Annotated in this window: 20 protein-coding genes; 5 read left to right on the top strand and 15 right to left on the bottom strand. The window is 40.6% G+C overall.

Annotated features, from left to right (window positions below; genetic code table 11):
• Positions 1 to 684: 684 nt before the first annotated feature.
• Together MHB43_RS17690 and MHB43_RS17685 are read right to left on the bottom strand one after the other, a co-directional pair.
• Positions 685 to 1,197, bottom strand: a complete 513-nt coding sequence (locus tag MHB43_RS17690) for an AAA family ATPase (RefSeq protein ID WP_339176865.1) — start codon at positions 1,195 to 1,197, stop codon at positions 685 to 687.
• Between the two features lie 131 nt (positions 1,198 to 1,328).
• Entirely contained in the window at positions 1,329 to 1,778 is a 450-nt protein-coding gene (locus tag MHB43_RS17685; protein ID WP_339176864.1) for a MerR family transcriptional regulator, read from the bottom strand.
• A 173-nt stretch (positions 1,779 to 1,951) separates the two neighbouring features.
• Between MHB43_RS17685 and MHB43_RS17680 the strand changes: the two genes are divergently transcribed.
• Entirely contained in the window at positions 1,952 to 2,803 is an 852-nt protein-coding gene (locus MHB43_RS17680; protein ID WP_145321661.1) for an aldo/keto reductase, read from the top strand.
• A gap of 376 nt (positions 2,804 to 3,179) precedes the next feature.
• On the opposite strand, the gene MHB43_RS17675 is transcribed toward MHB43_RS17680, so the two are convergent.
• The 3 genes from MHB43_RS17675 to MHB43_RS17665 form a co-directional block, all read right to left on the bottom strand.
• A complete protein-coding gene (locus tag MHB43_RS17675; RefSeq protein WP_339176861.1) occupies positions 3,180 to 4,199 on the bottom strand; it encodes a DUF4367 domain-containing protein in 1,020 nt (339 codons plus the stop codon).
• The gene (locus MHB43_RS17670; protein WP_339176859.1) at positions 4,160 to 4,744 is read right to left on the bottom strand and encodes a sigma-70 family RNA polymerase sigma factor; all 585 of its coding nucleotides are present in this window, start codon (positions 4,742 to 4,744) and stop codon (positions 4,160 to 4,162) included. The genes MHB43_RS17675 and MHB43_RS17670 overlap by 40 nt, the downstream gene beginning before the upstream one ends.
• Positions 4,745 to 5,686: 942 nt before the next feature.
• On the bottom strand, positions 5,687 to 6,010 hold the full coding sequence (locus tag MHB43_RS17665) for a helix-turn-helix domain-containing protein (protein ID WP_339176858.1): 324 nt from the start codon (positions 6,008 to 6,010) through the stop codon (positions 5,687 to 5,689).
• Between the two features lie 144 nt (positions 6,011 to 6,154).
• Between MHB43_RS17665 and MHB43_RS17660 the strand changes: the two genes are divergently transcribed.
• Positions 6,155 to 7,039: an NmrA family NAD(P)-binding protein gene (locus MHB43_RS17660; RefSeq protein WP_339176857.1), complete on the top strand. Its 885-nt coding sequence runs from the start codon at positions 6,155 to 6,157 to the stop codon at positions 7,037 to 7,039.
• 174 nt (positions 7,040 to 7,213) lie between these two features.
• On the opposite strand, the gene MHB43_RS17655 is transcribed toward MHB43_RS17660, so the two are convergent.
• A complete protein-coding gene (locus tag MHB43_RS17655) occupies positions 7,214 to 8,413 on the bottom strand; it encodes an MFS transporter (protein ID WP_339176856.1) in 1,200 nt (399 codons plus the stop codon).
• Positions 8,414 to 8,922: 509 nt separating this feature from the next.
• Between MHB43_RS17655 and MHB43_RS17650 the strand changes: the two genes are divergently transcribed.
• Entirely contained in the window at positions 8,923 to 9,879 is a 957-nt protein-coding gene (locus MHB43_RS17650) for an IS30 family transposase (RefSeq protein ID WP_076210700.1), read from the top strand.
• A 337-nt stretch (positions 9,880 to 10,216) separates the two neighbouring features.
• Positions 10,217 to 10,765 carry a cysteine hydrolase family protein gene (locus tag MHB43_RS17645; RefSeq protein ID WP_339176855.1) on the top strand — a complete coding sequence of 183 codons (549 nt, stop codon included), beginning with the start codon at positions 10,217 to 10,219 and terminating at the stop codon, positions 10,763 to 10,765.
• A 177-nt stretch (positions 10,766 to 10,942) separates the two neighbouring features.
• Here the strand turns inward: MHB43_RS17645 and MHB43_RS17640 are convergent, their stop codons facing one another.
• The 9 genes from MHB43_RS17640 to ytxJ all read right to left on the bottom strand — a co-directional run bounded on the left by MHB43_RS17640 (position 10,943) and on the right by ytxJ (position 18,070).
• Entirely contained in the window at positions 10,943 to 12,373 is a 1,431-nt protein-coding gene (locus MHB43_RS17640; RefSeq protein ID WP_339176854.1) for a 6-phospho-beta-glucosidase, read from the bottom strand.
• 43 nt (positions 12,374 to 12,416) lie between these two features.
• Positions 12,417 to 14,348 (bottom strand): beta-glucoside-specific PTS transporter subunit IIABC, encoded by a 1,932-nt coding sequence (locus MHB43_RS17635; protein ID WP_339176853.1) that lies wholly within the window; start codon positions 14,346 to 14,348, stop codon positions 12,417 to 12,419.
• A gap of 108 nt (positions 14,349 to 14,456) precedes the next feature.
• The gene (licT, locus tag MHB43_RS17630) at positions 14,457 to 15,299 is read right to left on the bottom strand and encodes a BglG family transcription antiterminator LicT (RefSeq protein WP_339176851.1); all 843 of its coding nucleotides are present in this window, start codon (positions 15,297 to 15,299) and stop codon (positions 14,457 to 14,459) included.
• 233 nt (positions 15,300 to 15,532) lie between these two features.
• Entirely contained in the window at positions 15,533 to 15,931 is a 399-nt protein-coding gene (locus MHB43_RS17625) for a rhodanese-like domain-containing protein (protein WP_339176850.1), read from the bottom strand.
• A gap of 86 nt (positions 15,932 to 16,017) precedes the next feature.
• Complete coding sequence (locus MHB43_RS17620; RefSeq protein WP_339176848.1) at positions 16,018 to 16,173, bottom strand: hypothetical protein; 156 nt, start codon at positions 16,171 to 16,173, stop codon at positions 16,018 to 16,020.
• A 142-nt stretch (positions 16,174 to 16,315) separates the two neighbouring features.
• Positions 16,316 to 16,657 carry a thioredoxin family protein gene (locus MHB43_RS17615; RefSeq protein ID WP_339176846.1) on the bottom strand — a complete coding sequence of 114 codons (342 nt, stop codon included), beginning with the start codon at positions 16,655 to 16,657 and terminating at the stop codon, positions 16,316 to 16,318.
• A gap of 40 nt (positions 16,658 to 16,697) precedes the next feature.
• Complete coding sequence (locus MHB43_RS17610; protein ID WP_105598995.1) at positions 16,698 to 17,189, bottom strand: OsmC family protein; 492 nt, start codon at positions 17,187 to 17,189, stop codon at positions 16,698 to 16,700.
• Positions 17,190 to 17,225: 36 nt separating this feature from the next.
• Positions 17,226 to 17,690 (bottom strand): DinB family protein, encoded by a 465-nt coding sequence (locus MHB43_RS17605; protein ID WP_339176845.1) that lies wholly within the window; start codon positions 17,688 to 17,690, stop codon positions 17,226 to 17,228.
• Positions 17,691 to 17,731: 41 nt separating this feature from the next.
• A complete protein-coding gene (ytxJ, locus tag MHB43_RS17600) occupies positions 17,732 to 18,070 on the bottom strand; it encodes a bacillithiol system redox-active protein YtxJ (protein WP_076331732.1) in 339 nt (112 codons plus the stop codon).
• Between the two features lie 225 nt (positions 18,071 to 18,295).
• Here ytxJ and MHB43_RS17595 point away from each other — a divergent pair, with 225 nt between their 5' ends.
• Entirely contained in the window at positions 18,296 to 18,970 is a 675-nt protein-coding gene (locus tag MHB43_RS17595; protein ID WP_181155444.1) for a GntR family transcriptional regulator, read from the top strand.
• Positions 18,971 to 19,022 lie beyond the last annotated feature (52 nt).

Here is a 19,022-nt window from a genome sequence, read left to right as displayed (position 1 = left end):
TCGTTAGCTTATTGGAAAACTGTACCTTGATTCACTTCTTAAGCTAGTTCAATCACGAGGTCGAGTTCTTTATTTGGAGCATCCAAAAATCTTTCCTGTCCGTGCGCTCAGCAGCAATACAACTCTAAGTCCTTACCTATTCTCATATTGCTGCGTATATATTTGAAAAGCTCTACTAAACCGGTTATATATAATCCTGCTGCATCCTCTTCCGTATTGTAGACCTCCATAAGTTTATCATCCTTAGCGGCAGGGTTCACATTCGTAACATAAGGAAGCTCATGGCTTGCACAATATAATAAAATAGTGTCACAGATCAACCTCATCTCCGATCTAAAACCATTTTCCAAAGCTTTTAATACCAACTATTCTATCTAACTGCTCCATTAACCGCCAGTTATCTTAATTAAAAAAGGAGCAGCTACCAACGGCAAACTGCTCCTTGCTATTACTCAACTAACGTTTCCCGTTAGTGGAATACCCTGAGTAATAATTTACAATTGTAATACCATCAAACTATGCTTCTTCTTTATATTGAATCAGTACGTTTTCTATGCTACTTACCTTGTTTAATTGTACATTCAAACGGTAACTCTAACTTCTCAACCTGTTCTCCAGACCGGTTCAGTGCAATTCAGCATTCTTATCGTATAGATTTGTTCCATGCGAAACCAGACTACACATTCAATTAGTTGGTATTGAGAACCGCTGAATAATAAAGTCTGCTGCTTGCTCGGCGGTGATGTTCGAGACATCCACTTTAGTTGTATTCAGTTGTTCGTATAGAGGAATGCGCTCTAGGCTTCTTAATAATATATCTTCCGTACGATTTCCGACATCTACATCTTTAGTCAGCCGTTCTTTCAATGCCTCTATACTGCATACCAAGGATATGAGATGCACTTTGCAACCTTGTGTATCAAGACGTGTAATAATCTCATCAACAATAGCTTGCTGATGCATTACCCAGCAAAAGACAATATTTTCATAAACGGTACACTTGATAAAATTATTCAAAAGGAAGCATATATTTTGCATAACCATCTCTTTGATTTCCTCGGTCACTTGAAATGGACGCATGTCCCAGCACCAGTCCCCATCAAGAAATACGCTGTTGCTCAATTTATCCTTCATAATTTGGCAAGTTGTTGTTTTTCCTACGCCCATTGTACCGCCAATCAGAAAAATGTTTTTCATACCAAGCCCCTCTAAACTATAGTCTCCCGTTAGTTCAATCTAGATTGATGTGAATCTAGTTCATTGCAAGCCAATCAAGAGTTTTAAACCGAAGATTTTCCCCAAAACGGTTGATGTGCTCAAAATATGTCTCACGCCTTCCGAACAGAGGACGAGTAAAATACGTCAGCATGCATATGCTGAATTTTGTCCCAGTTACCGGGATTGGTCGTGTCTGGAGTGCGGTGCTCCAGAATGGCCTGATATAGGTCGGTTTTTTGTTCTAAATGGGCAACGTGCTGTTTGGCTTCTTCAAGCTGAACGAGCGCCGCTTCTTTATGCTCCATCATAAGTGCGAAGCGTTGCGGAATGGTCGAATCCCCTTCGAGACAGAGATCGATATACTTTTTAATGAATTCAATCGGCATCCCGGATTGCTTGAGGCATTTCACGCCATGCAGCCAGTTGATTGATTCGTCGTTGAACATCCGAATGTTATTTTGATTGCGCTGTACGCTAGGCACCAGGCCTTTATCCGTGTAAAAACGCACGGCGTGCTGGGTGAGTCCCGTTATCTGGGCGGCTTCTTTGACCGTATACATGTCAATTCCTCCTTGGAAAATAAAGTTGTGAAGACGACTTGACTTCGTGTAGCACGAAGGTTCTAAGCTTATTGTAATGCAATTCAGCCGTAAGTGGAATTACCGCTGCAGTGCCCGATTCCCGGGATACGCGCCGTTTGCTATCATACATTTAAATACTAGGAGGAGTTAAAATGCAAAACGTAACATTGAACAACGGAGTGAAAATGCCGATTATCGGCTTCGGAGTCTACCAGGTTCCCGATGCTGAAGAATGCGAGAACGCGGTATATGAAGCGCTGATGGCCGGTTACCGCCTGATCGACACCGCCGCCGGTTATCTGAACGAGGAAGCGGTCGGACGCGCGATCAAGCGCAGTGGCGTGCCGCGTGAGGAGCTGTTCATCACGACCAAGCTCTGGGTTCAAGATGCAGGATACGAGAGTGCCAAGCTGGCGTTTGCCAAATCCTTGAAGAAGTTACAGCTCGAATATCTCGATCTATACCTTATACACCAGCCGTTCGGCGATTACTATGGCGCTTGGCGTGCGATGGAAGACCTATACCGTGAAGGCAAGATCAAGGCGATCGGTGTCAGCAACTTCCTGCCCGACCGTCTGATGGACCTCATCGTGCATAACGAAATCGTACCTGCAGTCAACCAGGTTGAAACGCATCCGTTCTACCAGCAGATCGAGAGTACCGCTTTTATGAAAGAGCAGGGAGTGCAGCACCAGTCGTGGGCGCCGTTCGCTGAAGGAAAGGGCAACATGTTCGGTAACGAAGTTCTGGCCTCGATAGCAGAAAAACACAACCAGTCCGTCGCTCAGGTCGTGCTGCGCTGGCTTGTTCAGCGTGAAGTCGTTGTTATTCCAAAATCGGTGAGAAAAGAGCGGATCGTCGAAAACTTCGACATTTTCGATTTTGAGTTGAGCGCAGACGATATGCAACAGATTGCCACCCTCGATACACGGGAAAGTCTTTTCTTATCCTACCACGATCCGAAATTCGCCAAGATGCTGGGCACCTTGAAAGTAGATCTGTAAACCTTGATCGAACCGTAAACTCATCAGGATTTTACACTCATCTATAAAGAAAGGACAGGTCATCCCTGTCCTTTTTTTACTTGAATTGCAAATTCTAAAAATAGCAAAACTGCAGCTAGTTGTGTAACGAAATCTCAGAAGCACCAAGATCTCCCGAAGTATCCTGCCCGTTAGCTTAATGAATTAACGAGGAAAAGAACCGTTTAGTTTTAATGCCTAATCGGTAATCGGACTATGTTCTTGTCCCTCGACATATTAAATTAAATTATCATCTGGAGTTAGATTCACATATCAGTGCTGCCGCATATCTTGTGTCCTTCAGTAAAGCAGAACTAATGTCTAAAGTGCCATGTTTATCCCTTTGTTGTTTAGAGCACTAAGGAGATGTCAGAATCTCTTCAGCGATTTTGACCAGATCCTTTTTACCTAAATTACTGTCCCTATTATTGGATATTTCATACAACAAATGATTGTGATCGTCCCTCCATCCAATCCGTTGGTAAGGAACGGAATTAGTTTCCCTATCCTTAATATCGGATTGAATATAATAGACCTCATTACCTTGAATGTTCAGCTTCTCGGATTTAGCCTGATCGTCCTGGAATATGGTCACTTTGGAGTCGGGGAATATTCTTGTTGCCATTACAGTTACAACGTTCTTCCCCTTAACATAGCGTGCCAAAGAGAAGTCAGCCTTGTTCCAATTCAGTTTTTGAATATAGACCCGTTGCCCATCCGAAGAAGATTCAGCTTGTCTTTTAAGGTCGTCTGTTAACTTCAGGTAAGCAGCATCTGCGAGATGGTTTGTATACAGATCGGCAGGATAAACGTATCCGTAATCAAACTGGTACCCTTGAGGAAGTTGCGTTATTGATTTTAAAACTGGAGCTTGCGTCCGTGTAATTTCAGCTTGCAAACTGCTGAAATTTGAATATTCGATCCACTTATATTCAAATTTTACGGGGGTTAATTTATCAGCGTTGTTAATTAACTCATCTTTGACATAATAGGCTACATAATCCCCAGGTCGCAATTGTTCTTTAATCTGATTTGTGTAAAAGCCCAGTCTTTTTGTGTAATTGGTAACAAAGTCAGTAGGCTCTTTGGCGGCTGCAGTGTTTAGTACCACCTCTCCTTTATTGTTAAGGAATTCAATATATTGTGAGGCCGCATACCCTGTCACTGATACTCCAAGAACGAACATTGCGGTTAGCCCGAGAACCACGACTCTTTGACGAACTCGTGCTCTGACATGCAAGCCTCTCTTGTGAACTGCCAGCTTATGGACCCGAGTCATGACTTTGTCAGTGACATCAAAATTCTGAAACTCCTCTTGGATCAAGAGATCCATTTCTTTCAGATTTTCGTTTTGAGAAGTACGTTGTAATTTTGGCATAGTTCTTCCTCCTTTGGTGTCATCCATTTTTTGAGTTTGATTTTGGTTCTAGCAAACTTTTTCTTGACGGCATCGGGACTTTTATTCAAAATTTCAGCTATTTCTACAAACGATTTTTCTTCAAAAACGCGCAGAATCAGTAGGTTCCGTTCAACTACATTTAGTTTTTCAAGCGCCCGGCATAGTGGTTCGTTAAAGAGTTGCTTATCCAGCATCTCTGCAGGACTAATGGCAGTTTGATCTTGAGCCATTAGTCTGAACTTCCATTTCTGTTGCATTTTTTTTCGACGGATTATGTTTATGCAGTGATGATAGGCTATTTTGTAGAGCCAGGCGGAGAAATTCACCTCAGGTTTATAGAGATCTATCTTCTCATAAGCCTTAACCAGAACGTCCTGAACAGCATCCTCTGCTTCCTGTTTGTTTGAAATAAGTCTCCAACAATACATAAATATCTGTTTTTGGTATTTTTGAACGATATAAACGTAGTCCTGAATTTCGCCCGCTTGTACTCTTTTAATTCTGTATTCGGTTTCCTCATCCATGTTTCTTTAAGGCACCTCCCAGGTATTCACGATGAAGTCTATATATGTACAACAAACGAGGTAGTTCTAAAGGGACATTTTTTAGAAAATTCTTTAAATTGTTGTTCAACCATACTCCTCTTTATTTGTATGTGATACAGAATCGGTCTGGTTAATAGGCCTCAGATTACTTACAACAGTACCAATCAAAACCCAAACACTGTAAGAGCAAATTCAACATCTAATGTTTCAATATACATCCTTTGATCTCTATGGTGAACCTCTTCTTTGCCAATCAGTAATCGGACCAAGTTCTTGTCCCACGACATTTGGAAACCTTTTTTTTCTGGCCATTAGTTAAAATTCTGGAATATAAAAAGCTGCTCATTGCCTGTGATTTTTCCCATCAAAATCGTATTCTGTCTTATGTCTTCAATGGATTAAGTGTTAAGATACGCATAGGATACTAGCTTCTTTAAGAATTCCTCTTAAATTAGCATGGTCGAACTTGTTGTTTTGAAGTATTTTGACAACCACTTACAATTACCAGCATTATTAAAATAAAGACTGTAAATTTAAATCGACCCTTCATCAGTTTTGTCCCCTTATTAGATCTTTTTTTTCTTAAAGCATTATTATCCCGGGTTTACACTTTAATTATGAATGGCTGGTCTGCTACTAGTCGTTTCATCTACGAGGAAGTCTTCTTTCTCAAAGTATTTTAAATAAGCTTATCCTTAGATTTATAATTGCTGAATGCCTCAGCTGAACTATTCGAGAGGTAAAAAGCTATCTTTATACATGATTTAAATAAAAGATGCCCCCAATGATGTATTCAATCATTGGGGGCATCTTTTAAATATCAGTTTAATTCAGATATGAGCATGAATAATACCGACTCCTTATAATAGGAAAATTGGCTATTACAGCGACTTTAATGGTGTTTTCTTGTGTTCAAGGTGCTTACATATGTTGTAGACCCCAGTTTTGCAATTGCAATAGAATCGGGGTGAGACTATGTCCTTTATCTGTTAGTGAGTATTCGACACGAGGAGGCATTTCAGCATAAGCAACGCGGCTCACTAGCCCATCTTCTTCAAGCTCACGCAATTGACGCGTAAGTGTACGATGCGTCACCGTGGAGAGTGATTTTTGTAGTTCGTTAAACCGTATAATATCTTTATTCAATAAATGGTACAAAATTAGAATTTTCCACTTGCCACCGATTGTATTGACTGCAAATTCAACCGGACAAGGACTGCAATTTTCCAGTGGTTCGATCTCCATAAGTTTACCTCCAAAAGTATCACGGGAGATACCTGATATCCCGAATGTGCGTACTTACATAAAGTTTGTGAGTTAGTTATTATAAATATAACATTTAGTTCAATACTGAACAAATGAATGTAACTATAAGGAGCTGTTGTATATATGGAAACGATATTAGTCTATGGAGCGTCAGGGGTACAAGGTGGAGCCGTAGCAAGATTGTTAACTTCCCAAGGGGTAGCTGTTCGCACCATTACACGTCATGACAAAAACGTAGCGACTTTAAAAGAACAAGGTATAGAGGCATTTGTTGGAGATCTGTCTGTACCTGAATCGCTGAATGAAGTTAATAATGGTGTTAATAAAGTCTTCTTGAATATGCCAATCGAGTATGACACAGCATTAATGAAGCAACAAATTACGAATGCCGTTGAAGCAGCTCGACAAGCGCACGTGAAATTGATCGTTGTGAATTCGAATGGCTTTTTACCAGAACAACCAACCGACACCAAAACGTTGGATGTTAAACGAGAATTGATCGAGTACGTACAACAAAGCGGTATTCCAACTATTTTGGTAAAACCCACACTCTATATGGAGAACTTCTTGATTCCGGGTCTGATCAATAATGGGATGCTCTTTTACCCTGTGCCAGCAGATAAACCGATCCCTTGGATCAGCTCCGAAGACGCAGCGCAATATCATTATTATGCGTTAACCCATCCTGAGCTGGCAGGTCAAGTGCTGTTAGCTCCAGGTTCGGAAGCACTTACTGGTGCAGAACTCGGTGAGCGTTTTACACAAGCGTTGGGACAAGATCTAAAATTCAATTTCTTGAACTATGATGATTTTGAAGCAGCGCTCACACCAGTAATGGGGGCGGACCAAGCAGCTGGTATTGGAGGCTTCTATCGTTGGATCGGAGCTAATATTGATTCCCTGAACTATTATGACGTGAAAGATCGTGTGGTTGTCCCTGATATCCAATTGACCTCGCTGAAGGTTTGGTTGCAACAACCGCATATAAAAACAATTTTTGGTTCTTAAGAATACTTTCAGTAACATCGCTCAGAATTCGTTTCAATAACACTTTAATCTCTCAGGGAATGTGCTACAGTACATTTCCTGAGAGATTATTTTATCAGCCACCCTACTTTATGTTGTCTCAAGGCTATATTCCACGTCTCTTCCACTTGGCGTTTCTCCCCTTAAAAACACTTCTTATCGTAGTGAGGCTTGATTAGATTTTCCTTTCCATAATACTGTAAGTCCTAAACCAATGATCAGAACTATTCCTGCAAAAAGGTAAGGGTAGTGAATATTAATGTCAAATAGAATACCACCCAATGCTGGGCCAAAAAAATTCCCCAAGCTCGTGTAAGTAGAGTTCATACCTGCTACAAAACCTTGCTGTTTACCAGCAGTTTTAGATAAGAAGGTAGTTAGGGCAGGTCGTAATAAATCAAACGCTAAAAAAATAAAACAAGTTACAATCAAAACGGCTATAAAGCTCGTGACAATAGTAGATATGAATGCTAAAACCGAACCCATGATTAGGCAGATCTGAATCACCATTTTTTCGCCTAATTTATTTACTAATTTGCCGAACAATAAAATTTGAATAATTACCGCTACAATGGAACTTATGGTGATGATACTTGCGATATCCTTGGGGCTAAAGCCAAATTTCTCATCAGAAAACAAGCTGAATACCGTTTCGTAGGCAGATAATCCGAAAGCAAGGACAAAGACCATAATAAAGGCTATGAAGTAGAGTGGTTGAATTGATTTTCTTAAATCCTTAACGAAGCTAGATCCCTTTGTGTTTAACGATAGTTGTTGCATCTCATCATGTGACAGAGGCTCTTTTAATATAATCGAAGAGGAAATAGCGGCTAGGAGTGCCATAGCAGCGGCAAAGAAAAATGGCATCCTAATTCCATAATCGGCAATAAATCCACCCACACCTGGCCCAATAATAAATCCGGTGCTGATCGCAGCGGAGACGTATCCCATCGCCTTTGGTCTATCCTCTGTAGTCGTAATATCAGCAACGTATGCTGTTACAGCTGGCATGATAAACGCAGCACTTATTCCTCCCAGTACCCTGGACAAATAAAGTATCGAAACGTGTGTTCCTAGTCCGAAAATTAATTCTGACAAACTGAATACCAGTAACCCGATAACGATCATTTTTTTTCTTCCAAAACGATCAACCCATCTACCAGCAAAAGGCGAAATAATTAACTGGGATAAGGCATAGATTGCAACCAGATAGCCCATTGTACTTCCGGATAAATCCAACATGTCTTTGAAAGAGGGCATAACGGGAACAATTAATCCAATTCCGAGAAAGGCTGTGAAAATATTACTTAGTAAAATCAACATCACCATTTTTTGATCTTTTAGTGGCTTTTTCATCTGAATACTCCTCTTACGATTAAATTCATAAACTTCAAATGATTAGATAACGTCAGATATAAAAGTTGAAATTTTTCTCTTAGTTATTATTTCATCATAAGATATAGTCTATAAGCTTTTAGTCCATTTTTACATAGATGTAGTAAAGTGTTTCGATCATTCTCATTGATTGATGAAAGTGTTCTTGAAAAATCCAAAAAAGTCACATAATTTGCGACTTTGAATGTACTATATTCTTGTTAATCAAAAAATCTATTCACTAAAGTAGTTTTCACGGTATCTCTGACTCAGCTTTGGAGCTACAAAAATGTACTATCTTAAATTCACACATTCATCACGCAATTCTGAGAAAAAGATTTAATTGCTCTTGAGAGCTGGTTTTATTTTTTTAAATGACAGATTGTAATATGAAGTGCGACACCCGCTGGAAATAAATAAATAATGGCCCATGGCCGGATTCGTGTAGAATGAAGTCACCACAACAACCATTCACACAAGGAGAATCCACCATGAGCTACAGACATCTTAGCATAATCGAGCGCAGCAAGCTAGAAATCCTCCATCGGCAAGGTCAAAGTTCAAGAGGCATCGCAAAAGAATTAGGAAGACATCCTTCGACGATTTGTCGTGAATTGAATCGTGCTACTTCATCGCAAGCCTATCAGGCAGAACAGGCTCAGAGCGCGTATGAGGAGCGTCGTAAGGCTTCTGTCTCACCTGGTAAATGGTCCGAAGTCTTAGCTATTTCCTTGGAGGAAAAACTGCAAGCCACGTGGTCTCCGGAACAGATCACGGAACGTTTCCGCATCCAAGGCCTGCCGTCGGTCTCCTTTAAAACCATCTATCGTTGGCTCTATGCCGGACGTCTAGTTCGAGGCGTGTTACAGGTCCTTCGACACAAAGGGAAGCGTCAGAAACCCACAGAAACTCGCGGTAAATTCGCTATCGGCAGATCCATTTCGGATCGCCCCAATGAGGTTCGTTCCCGAGAAACGTTTGGGCACTGGGAACTGGATACCGTCGTATCAGGTCGTGGGAAAAGTAAAGGATGCGTAGCCACGCTCATTGAACGCAAAACCCGGCTGTATACCGCCATTCTCATGCCGGATCGTACCGCTTTGTCCATGGAAATTGCGCTTGGTGTAGCCATCTCCCAGTACCCTAAAGGCACCTTCCTTACAGCCACGGCTGACAGAGGCAAGGAATTTGCTTGCTATGCAAACCTGGAAGACACACATGGCTTTCACGTCTATTTTGCTGACCCGTATTCTTCCTGGCAACGCGGTTCCAACGAAAATGGGAATGGACTACTGCGGGAGTTTCATCCCAAGGGTACCGACTTCGCTCAAGTAGAGGATGAAGATCTCGGCCACTCACTGGATCTGATTAACCACAGACCCCGAAAATGCTTGGGCTGGAGAACCGCTCACGAATCTTTCACAGAGGAACTGTCGCACTTGGTTTGACAATCTGTCAAATGGTAAAAGCCTTCTCTCGATACGCGGTGAACCTCCAATACCTCTCTTCGATCGTTCATTGATTTTATAACAAATGATGGTCTGTTGTTTTCATATAGAAAATGACAAAGGCTGTAAAAGAAAAGAAAGTCCCAATTCCCAATGAACACGTGCATTTTTAGATAGTAACCGAAGGATCTGAAAATCAATATGATCAAGTTCCATAATAGATTCCTTTCACCATGAATTTTTTTGGGATAAAAGTGTTTCGTTAACTTATCGAATAAAATTACAATTCGATTTATGATCATAGTGTAACAAAATATTTTATACGAGGTGGAGAATAATGAGCACAGCTCTAATTATTGTAGATATTCAAAATGACTATTTCCCGAATGGGAAGATGGAATTAAGCAATCCTGAAAAAGCAGCTTCTAATGCTGCAAAAGTGCTTGATTGGTTCAGACAAAATCACAAGGATAACATTTTCCATGTTCAGCATATCGCAAGTGACCCAGCGATTGGTTTCTTTCTTCCAGGTTCGGAAGGTGTAAAAATACATGAGGCTGTTCTACCATTAGAAAATGAAAGTATTATTAATAAACATTTTCCTAACAGCTTTTTGAATACCGAATTACAAAGCAAACTTAAAGAGAAAGAAATAACCAAAGTAGTGGTTGTAGGGATGATGACACATATGTGTATTGATGCAACCGTTAGAGCTGCAGTTGATCTCGGCTATGAAACAACACTTATTGAAGATGCATGTGCAACGAGAGAGCTATCCTATCAAAATAAGGTCGTACCAGCTGAACAGGTCCATTATGCCTTTGTCGGCGCACTTAATGGCATGTATTGCGATGTGAAATCGACTGAAGATTTCACATCGCAATAAGAAATAAACACGGTATTACAGAACACAATAGTTCAGATTAAAGTTGAAGGTGAAAAACTTCGAAACCAGTTGCAAAATTATTTTATTGTAAAATAATAAAATTAGAAAACATAAGGTCACTTCCACTCTGTCAAGCAAAGTGGGAGTGACCTTTGTTTATGTTGACCTTATTATGAATTAGGCATCCAGATTCTGACCATTTGACTCAATAACCTTCTTGTACCATTCGAATGATTTTTTCTTGGAGCGTTTTAATGTTCCTTGACCATCATCGTCCCGGTCAACATATATGAAACCATATCTTTTTTTCATTTCTCCCGTACTTGCACTTACAATGTCAATCGGTCCCCATACAGTATACCCAAGCAAATCGACGCCATCATACTCTACAGCATCTCTCATCGCTTTTATGTGCTCGCTTAGATAAGCAATTCGATAGTCATCTTCAACATATCCGCTCTCATCCGCTATATCGGCAGCACCGAGACCATTTTCTACAATGAATAAAGGTTTTTGATATCGATCATAAATGTTGTTCATCGTAATCCGCAAACCGAGTGGATCAATTTGCCAGCCCCAGTCACTAGCTTTCAAGTAGGGGTTAGGCAAGCTGGGGAACAAATTGCCTCCAATCGTATCCGTTTGTGTAGGATCTGCGCTAACCACACTGGAAGAATAGTACGAGAATCCGATAAAATCAACGGTGTGGTGTTTTAGTAATTCCTGGTCTCCTTTTTCGAATGGGAGTACTATATTTTTGCGTTCAAGATCTTTGAGTGTATAGACAGGATACTCACCTCGTACCTGAACGTCAATGAAGAAGTAGCTTTGGTTCTCAACCTGCTTCGCTTTCCATATATCCTGTGGGTGGCATGTTCTAGGATACGGAGCATTGGCAGCAAGCATACAACCTACCATATTTTCCGGATCAACTTCATGGGCAATTTTGGTGGCCAACGCACTGGCTACCAGTTCATGGTGACTGGCTGTGAACTTTACAGCTTCCGCGTCTTCGTGTTCTTCAATGAACAGCCCAGCTGCTAAAAATGGCGCTTCTAAGACCATATTAATTTCATTAAAAGTAATCCAATATTTAACCAACCCTTTGTAACGATTAAATATCACCGTACACAGTCTTTCATAGAAATGAACCATTTTTCTGTTCCGCCATGAACCATACTCCTTGACCAAATGCATTGGAACATCAAAGTGAGTAATGGTGACGAGGGGTTCAATATTATACTTTTGGCACTCTTTGAACAAGTCTTCGTAGAATTGAAGCCCAGCCTCATTAGGTTCTGTCTCATCTCCTTTGGGGAAAATACGGCTCCAAGCAATCGACAAGCGATATACCTTGAAACCCATTTCGGCAAACAAGGCAATATCTTCTTTAAAATGGTGATACATATCAATGGCTTCTTTAGCGGGATAGTAATAATTCTCGTCAAAGTCAAACATTTTAGTTTGTCCCATAAGTACACTTTCTCGCACGTCGCCAGTCGGGCTCAAATCAACGTTTGCTAGCCCTCTGCCGTCCGCATTGTAAGCTCCCTCTGATTGGTTAGCCGAGGTTGCCCCTCCCCATAAGAACCCATCTTTAAATCCCACATTTATCGTCTCCTTCTTTTTTATGAGATATATAATTATTCTCTTACAACAAGCCTGTCAGCAGCACATCGCCTGCATTCACTTTATTTTCTTTGGTCTCGACGATTTCCAGATAATTCTCCGTGTTTGTAACAATCATTGGCGTTACTAAGGAATATCCTTCTTTCTCGATCTCGGCAATGTTAAATTTGACCAGTTTCTGCCCTTGATGCACAATGTCCCCTTCTTGCACGAAACTTTCAAAATGCTTTCCTTTCAATCGAACGGTGTTAAAACCGATGTGAATCAATACTTCCATTCCTTCATCCGAAATTATTCCAACGGCATGTTTAGTCGGGAAGAGCGTAACGATTTTTCCGGCAAAGGGGGCAAACAGTTCGCCTGTAGAAGGACGAATTCCAATCCCTCGACCTAATAGCTCTTGAGAGAAAGCCTCATCCTGAACGTCTTTAATCGGAATGATCTCCCCGTTCATCGGACTGAGCATCGTATGTTTTTTTCCAACTTTAGACACTGATTTAGGTGGATCTACAGACAATGTAGCAGAGTCAGCTTCCGGCTTATCATCCTTGAACATGACGAGTGTTAATGCAAACGAGACAACCATGGCAAACACTACACCAATGATGGCAATCATAATATTAGACGTGCCTGGTTCATTAGGGTCGAACATCGTCAAAAACTCAAATATACCAAATCCACCAAAAGTAAACTCTCTAAGGTTGTACAGTCCATAAAATCCACCAGCAACACCCGAAACGATACAGCTCATAATAAACAGCTTCTTGCGCGGCAGGATAATACCGTAAACGACCGGTTCAGTGATGCCAAACAATGCAGAAATGGCCGAAGGGAAGCCTAGAGCCTTAAGCTTTTTATCCTTGGTTTTCACGATAATTGCAAGCACAATGGCCAACTGCGCAAATGAAGTTGCAAAGACGGAGGCCATGATAGTGTCATATCCCATGCTCGTAATGTTGTTAATATATAAAGGGATGAGTCCCCAATGCAGTCCGAACACGACAAGTACTTGCCATGAGAGCCCCAAAAGGAATCCTGCAAATAATGGACTTGCGTCTCGTACCACCAGTATGCCTTGAGCAATTAATTCAGACGCATAACTCGCAACAGGTCCGATCAATAGGAAGCCCAAGGATAAGGAAATCAGCACCGTGACCATCGGGATCATGAAAAATTTAATCGCACTCGGAACAATTTTATCCAGCGTACGTTGAACTTTAGATGCAAAGTAAACAACGATGATGATTGGCAGAACAGTGGATGTGTAGTTCATGCTGATCAATGGAACGCCGAACACATCCAGATAAACTGGAGAACTGAAGGCAGATCCGCTGAATAGTGTGTAAAGCGGCTCTCTAGAACCTGCCAAGGCATCCAACTGAATAGCGGGATAACACATAGCTAATCCAATGAGTATGCCGATAAAAGGTTGTACTTTAAACTTGTTAGCAGATGTATATCCCAAGAATACAGGAAGGAACATAAACAAAGCATCCCCCATGGCATTAATGATGATATATGCCCCGCTATCCGTTGTATAGAGGTTAAGTGTGCTGAACAACGTATTGAAGCCTTTTAGCATCCCCGCAGCTAACAGAATGCCGAGAATAGGTTGAAACAAACTTGATATTACATCAATGAAAGCGTCCAGCGGCTTTTTCTTTTTAACAACTTTTTCGTTTGAAGAACTCGTATTGTCTGGATTCCGTTTAACTAGTGAGTTGACCTCCGAATAAACTTCAGAAACATGATTTCCAATAACGACTTGATATTGCCCACCTGAACGTACGACTGTTACTACCCCGTCCAGCTTTTTCATAACTTCATCATCGGGTATGGAATCGTTCTTCAGATGAAATCTTAACCTTGTAACACAATGAGTGAGGTCACTAATGTTATCTGATCCCCCTACTTGACTCACAATCTCTTCCGCTAACTGTTGATATTTTCCCATTTATGTTCTCCTCCATATTCTAGCTGAAACAGCATAGTGAAGGGTTTGGCCAACTTAATGTCACCATCCTGGCTTACTCTTAAACCCTCACCTCCTTTCCTGGTTAAGTCATGTTCTTGTCTTATACACCACGCGTTGAATGTGGACCGTCAAATACAGTTTTTCTTCACCCGTAAGGCTGTAATTGTAGTTGTTTCTGATGTAGGTTTCGATTTTGCCCACACAACGATACGCATTCTGATGTTTTTCTTTTATCACATCCAGAAGATCTTGGTCGCTTTCATTCTCATGTAAATTTCCACTGATTAATCTTTGCGCAAAAAATTTCAGATGCGTAATAAATCGATAGAATGCTACGGATTGTTCATCGAATTCAATTTGAAAATAATACCTGACAATGTCGCTAATTTCCTGAATGATTTTGGTCACTCTGTAGATATCTTGACTTTCTTGGCGATCCTCTGCATTGACTATGTGCAAAGCCAGGAAACCAGCCTCATCTTCCGGAAACTGAATATCAAAAGACTCCTTGATGAATTGAAGCGCCTTCAAACCAACCTTATACTCATCCGCGTAAAACCGTTTAATATCCCAAAGTAAAGCATTTTTGAGGGAGATTCCGTCTCTAAAACGGCTTACGGTTGAGAAAACATGGTCGCTGAGCGATATATATACACTATCATTCAGTTTTTTGCCTAGCGTCATTTTTGCGAAATTTATGATTCTATCCGCAACATCGAAGTAATCTAAAGGGATTTCCGTCAGGAGTTCCTGAAATTTGATAAATGCCTCCTTGGTAGAAAGGGAGTAAATTTTATCAATGCTTTGCTCATCAAGAGCATCGCCTATTCTCTTTTGGTAAGCAATTCCTTTGCCCATCACAATGACTTCCTGACCCAATTTGTCGTGTGTAACCGCCACATTATTGTTAAGGATCTTAAGAATAATCATCTCATTTCCCCCTTAATACAAATAAAAAGACCCACCCGCACATCTTGAAATAAACGCTAAATATAGCGCAAATTCACGATGTGCAAGCAGGTCTAGCTTGTAATTAAACAATCACTATCCTTAACTCGCATTCTCATTATAGCCGCGGCCGAAAGATTTAGCAATAACCGTTTTAATTTGTTCAACTGCTTGTTTTTGCCTTAAATCTGTTGCACAGCCATTAATGAAACGCTTCATTGCATACATGGACACGGAGATGCCACGTTTCCCTTATTCATTGAAAGAAAACAACCTCTAACAGCATACAACTGCCGAAAGCCCCGACGTGCCAGAATTCTTGCAGCTTTTTTTCGCTGAATCCAACTTCGGGAAAAGATGAATACTTCATCATGCGGCTCAATATGTTTGCTCCACAATACAGGCAGTCTGCCAACCGAGATATTTATTGTGCCCGGAATATGAGCAGTCCAATACTCGCTCGCGTCTCTGACATCCAGGATTTTCACCTTTCCCCAACGTTCTTGAGTGAGGTCCAAGTCCTCGATATTAATATAAGTAAGGGAACGCAGAGGCCATAGTTGAGTCAGTCCCCATATACCCGCCAGCCCCAATAAGATATAAATCAATGTCATCGTACTATCCCTTCCTCCACAAAATTGCAAGACCTGAAACTTACTAAATTTCCTCTCAAGCTACGTGACAAAGCTGGACATCCTTCTTACCAAAAGCGTTTTAATTCATGGATTTCACTGCTGTTTTCATTTCGCATTACACGCAAACGCCCTTTTAAGACAAAATAACCTGCAATTACGGAAGCACTAACGATCAACATTTCCAGGCTAATATTGAAAGGACCAATTGTAATAAACTGCAAGGCATATCTCCTATTCGAGTGCACAGTCGGCACAAGTAATCAACGGGAAATGAATCAAGCTGGCTCCAAATTTGATTGGCGCCAGCTCAAGTAAGTGTGACTTTTGCCCGGTGTTGTTCCCAAGAGTTCCGATTCATTGGGTTTACATGGACTGGGTGTACAATTGGTATATCTGATCCAGTTTATGCTTAAGCTCGTTAAAGCGAACAAATCGATCTGCTCTGACATATTCCTTCTGTTCTATGATCAGCAACATGATCGGAGCTGTGAAAATCATATATTTCTCTGCTATGCTCTCTACATTGTGAATGTCGATATGCCCCAATTGAATCTTAGGATATTCTTCTAATAGCATTCTGATCTTAGGGAGCAATGCATGACAAACACTGCAATTCGTTTGAGATACATATAAAAAACTTAATTCATGTTCACTAACAAACCGTTCCACCATATCTAGCGAAGCTAATTCCATCATTTCTTTCATATCTGTATCCTCACTGACGAACCTGCATTATGATTGAACGTCAATCCCAGTTTAGTTGATTTTCCTCAATGTATTGACTTACTACATCTGTACCAGATTCAATCTCTACTTTGCCTTCTACTTCAATCTGAACACCTGCTTTTTTGAGCAAATTTCCTACTTCACACACTTGCTCTGCGCTAATCATGATTTTGCGCACAGACTGAATCTGCTCTTCAGTGGAATTCGCGGACAAAATAACTTGAGGAAGATGGACAATTCGAAATCCTTCTTCTTTGGAATTTACAGCCTCTGTATTCATCACTATTCCAGTAACTGACAGTTGCTTCTGTTCCAACATATACACGAGTGTCATGATGTAACAAGTAGTGGCAGAGGAAACCAACAATTCTTTAGGATTGGCTCCTTCCCCACTCCCTCCCGAAGACTCGGGAATCGCGATATTCGTTTTAAGATAATCTGCCTTCAGTCTACCGCTACCTTTAGTGTCTTTATACCATGCAGTATTCAAATTAGATTTCATATCGGCCATGTCGATCCGCTCCTTTTATTGTCCAGTCAGTTTCCCTTAGACGATGCGCTTTAAGGCATGGATGAATCCCGTATGCATCGCTTCGTGATACAGGGCTAAGTTACACACTTCCCCCATGCAATTCAATTGGAGAACAGGTCCCAATTTCAATGGTTCTGGCAGGGTTTCATCAGAATAAATCTCTACGTGTTGTTTGATACGTACAACCTGATCCTGCAACTGCGCAAGTAATGTTGACAACGGAATGGGCTCACCTTTCCAGTCAGAGGGTTTGGTACCGGGAGCGAACAAGCTGGTATATTCCTTAGGTAGGCCAGAAGTTTGGAGATTGTTGAAAATAAACATTTCAGCTACTGTAAGAATGTGCCCAACATTCCAACGTATCGTGTTACTGAATCCGACGGGTTGTTTGTCGGCGCTAGTTTCGGATACCGATTCCAATACTTTGTATAAATTTCCGCGAGTGATATCTAATTGTTTGGCAAAGTGTGAATAATTCATTGTATACCATCCTTCATTTTAGGTTTATAAAGTAGTAGTTATTAGTTCAAAACAGCGGCTATGTGTTCTTTTGTAATCGACCAATGAGAGGTAGTCCAAAATTTCTCTTTGTTATTAACATAGATAATTTGAGGAGATTCATGTTTAACATCAAGATCGTGAGTAATTTGATTAGACACATGACGCGATTCAAAGACCTTAACAAGATAAAAATCAATGTCTTCAGTGTGGCTCTCTTTGATGTACTGTTCGTATTCCCCTAGTGCATTCGCACTCACTGGGCATGTAGTGCTATGCTTAAGTATTATCTTTCCGCGTTGATCCGACTGTTCCAATACTTCTTTCCATTGGTCCAGTGTCGATATCTCTTTCCAGTTCAACAAAATCACTCCTTAGTAGAATAATCATTTTTTGATGCCTAGTTACATAGTTAATTGGTTAACTAGGATAATGTTATTCGAATGATTTATATTTGTCAAGATGATCTGTTCTCATATAAAACCATTATTCCTATTGTTTATTACCTTTATTGATTTTTGTGAACGATTGTTTTAATATTGAGCTTATCTAGAACACTAGTTAACCCAGAAAGTTGGATGGTTATTATGGAACATTCTCGTTTGCCCTTCAAAACAGATCCCCAATCTCCACTGCCTATTAATGTGCAAATTAAAGAACAAATTAAATGGCTGATCAGTAAAGACTTTCTGAAAGCGGATGATGCTTTGCCTTCAACGAATGAATTAGCGGAGCAGCTCTCTGTTAATAGAAACACGATACAGTGGATATATTCACAGCTCAAAGAAGAAGGACTGCTGATCATGCAAAAAGGACGAGGAACTCAAATAGCTAATGAAGACCGGATAAAGGAATTCAAGCAGCAAAATTCTTATTTTTCATTCGTGGAGAAGACCGTAAAAGACGCATTTGAACAAGGTTTCAATATAGAAAATGTCATGTTGTCAGGATTTGCATATACACAATTATTTGGAGCCAAACACGAGAAGAAGAAGCGTTACCTTTTCATTGAATGCAAAACTATGGCCTGCCTGTTTTATCTGGACGAAATCCAGCGTCGTTCTTCCGCAGACATTCAAACGATTGATATCTCATCACCAGACGAGGAGCTTTTTCAGGCTATACAAAGAGCGGATGTGGTAGTGACCGTGAACGAAATGACGGAAGTTGTAAAAAAGAAAGCTGGATCTTCAGAAACAAAAATAATATCTGTAAGCTCGTCCCAAGATGTGACTCTTTTATTCGACATGCTTTTACAATAAGAGCAAACGTATACGATTAGATTCACTTTTTTATGTAAGTAATTACTCAGAA

It is taken from the genome of Paenibacillus sp. FSL H8-0317 (genome assembly GCF_045040685.1).
Taxonomy (GTDB): Bacteria; Bacillota; Bacilli; order Paenibacillales; family Paenibacillaceae; genus Paenibacillus.
This window is presented reverse-complemented; position numbering and strand designations above follow the sequence as displayed.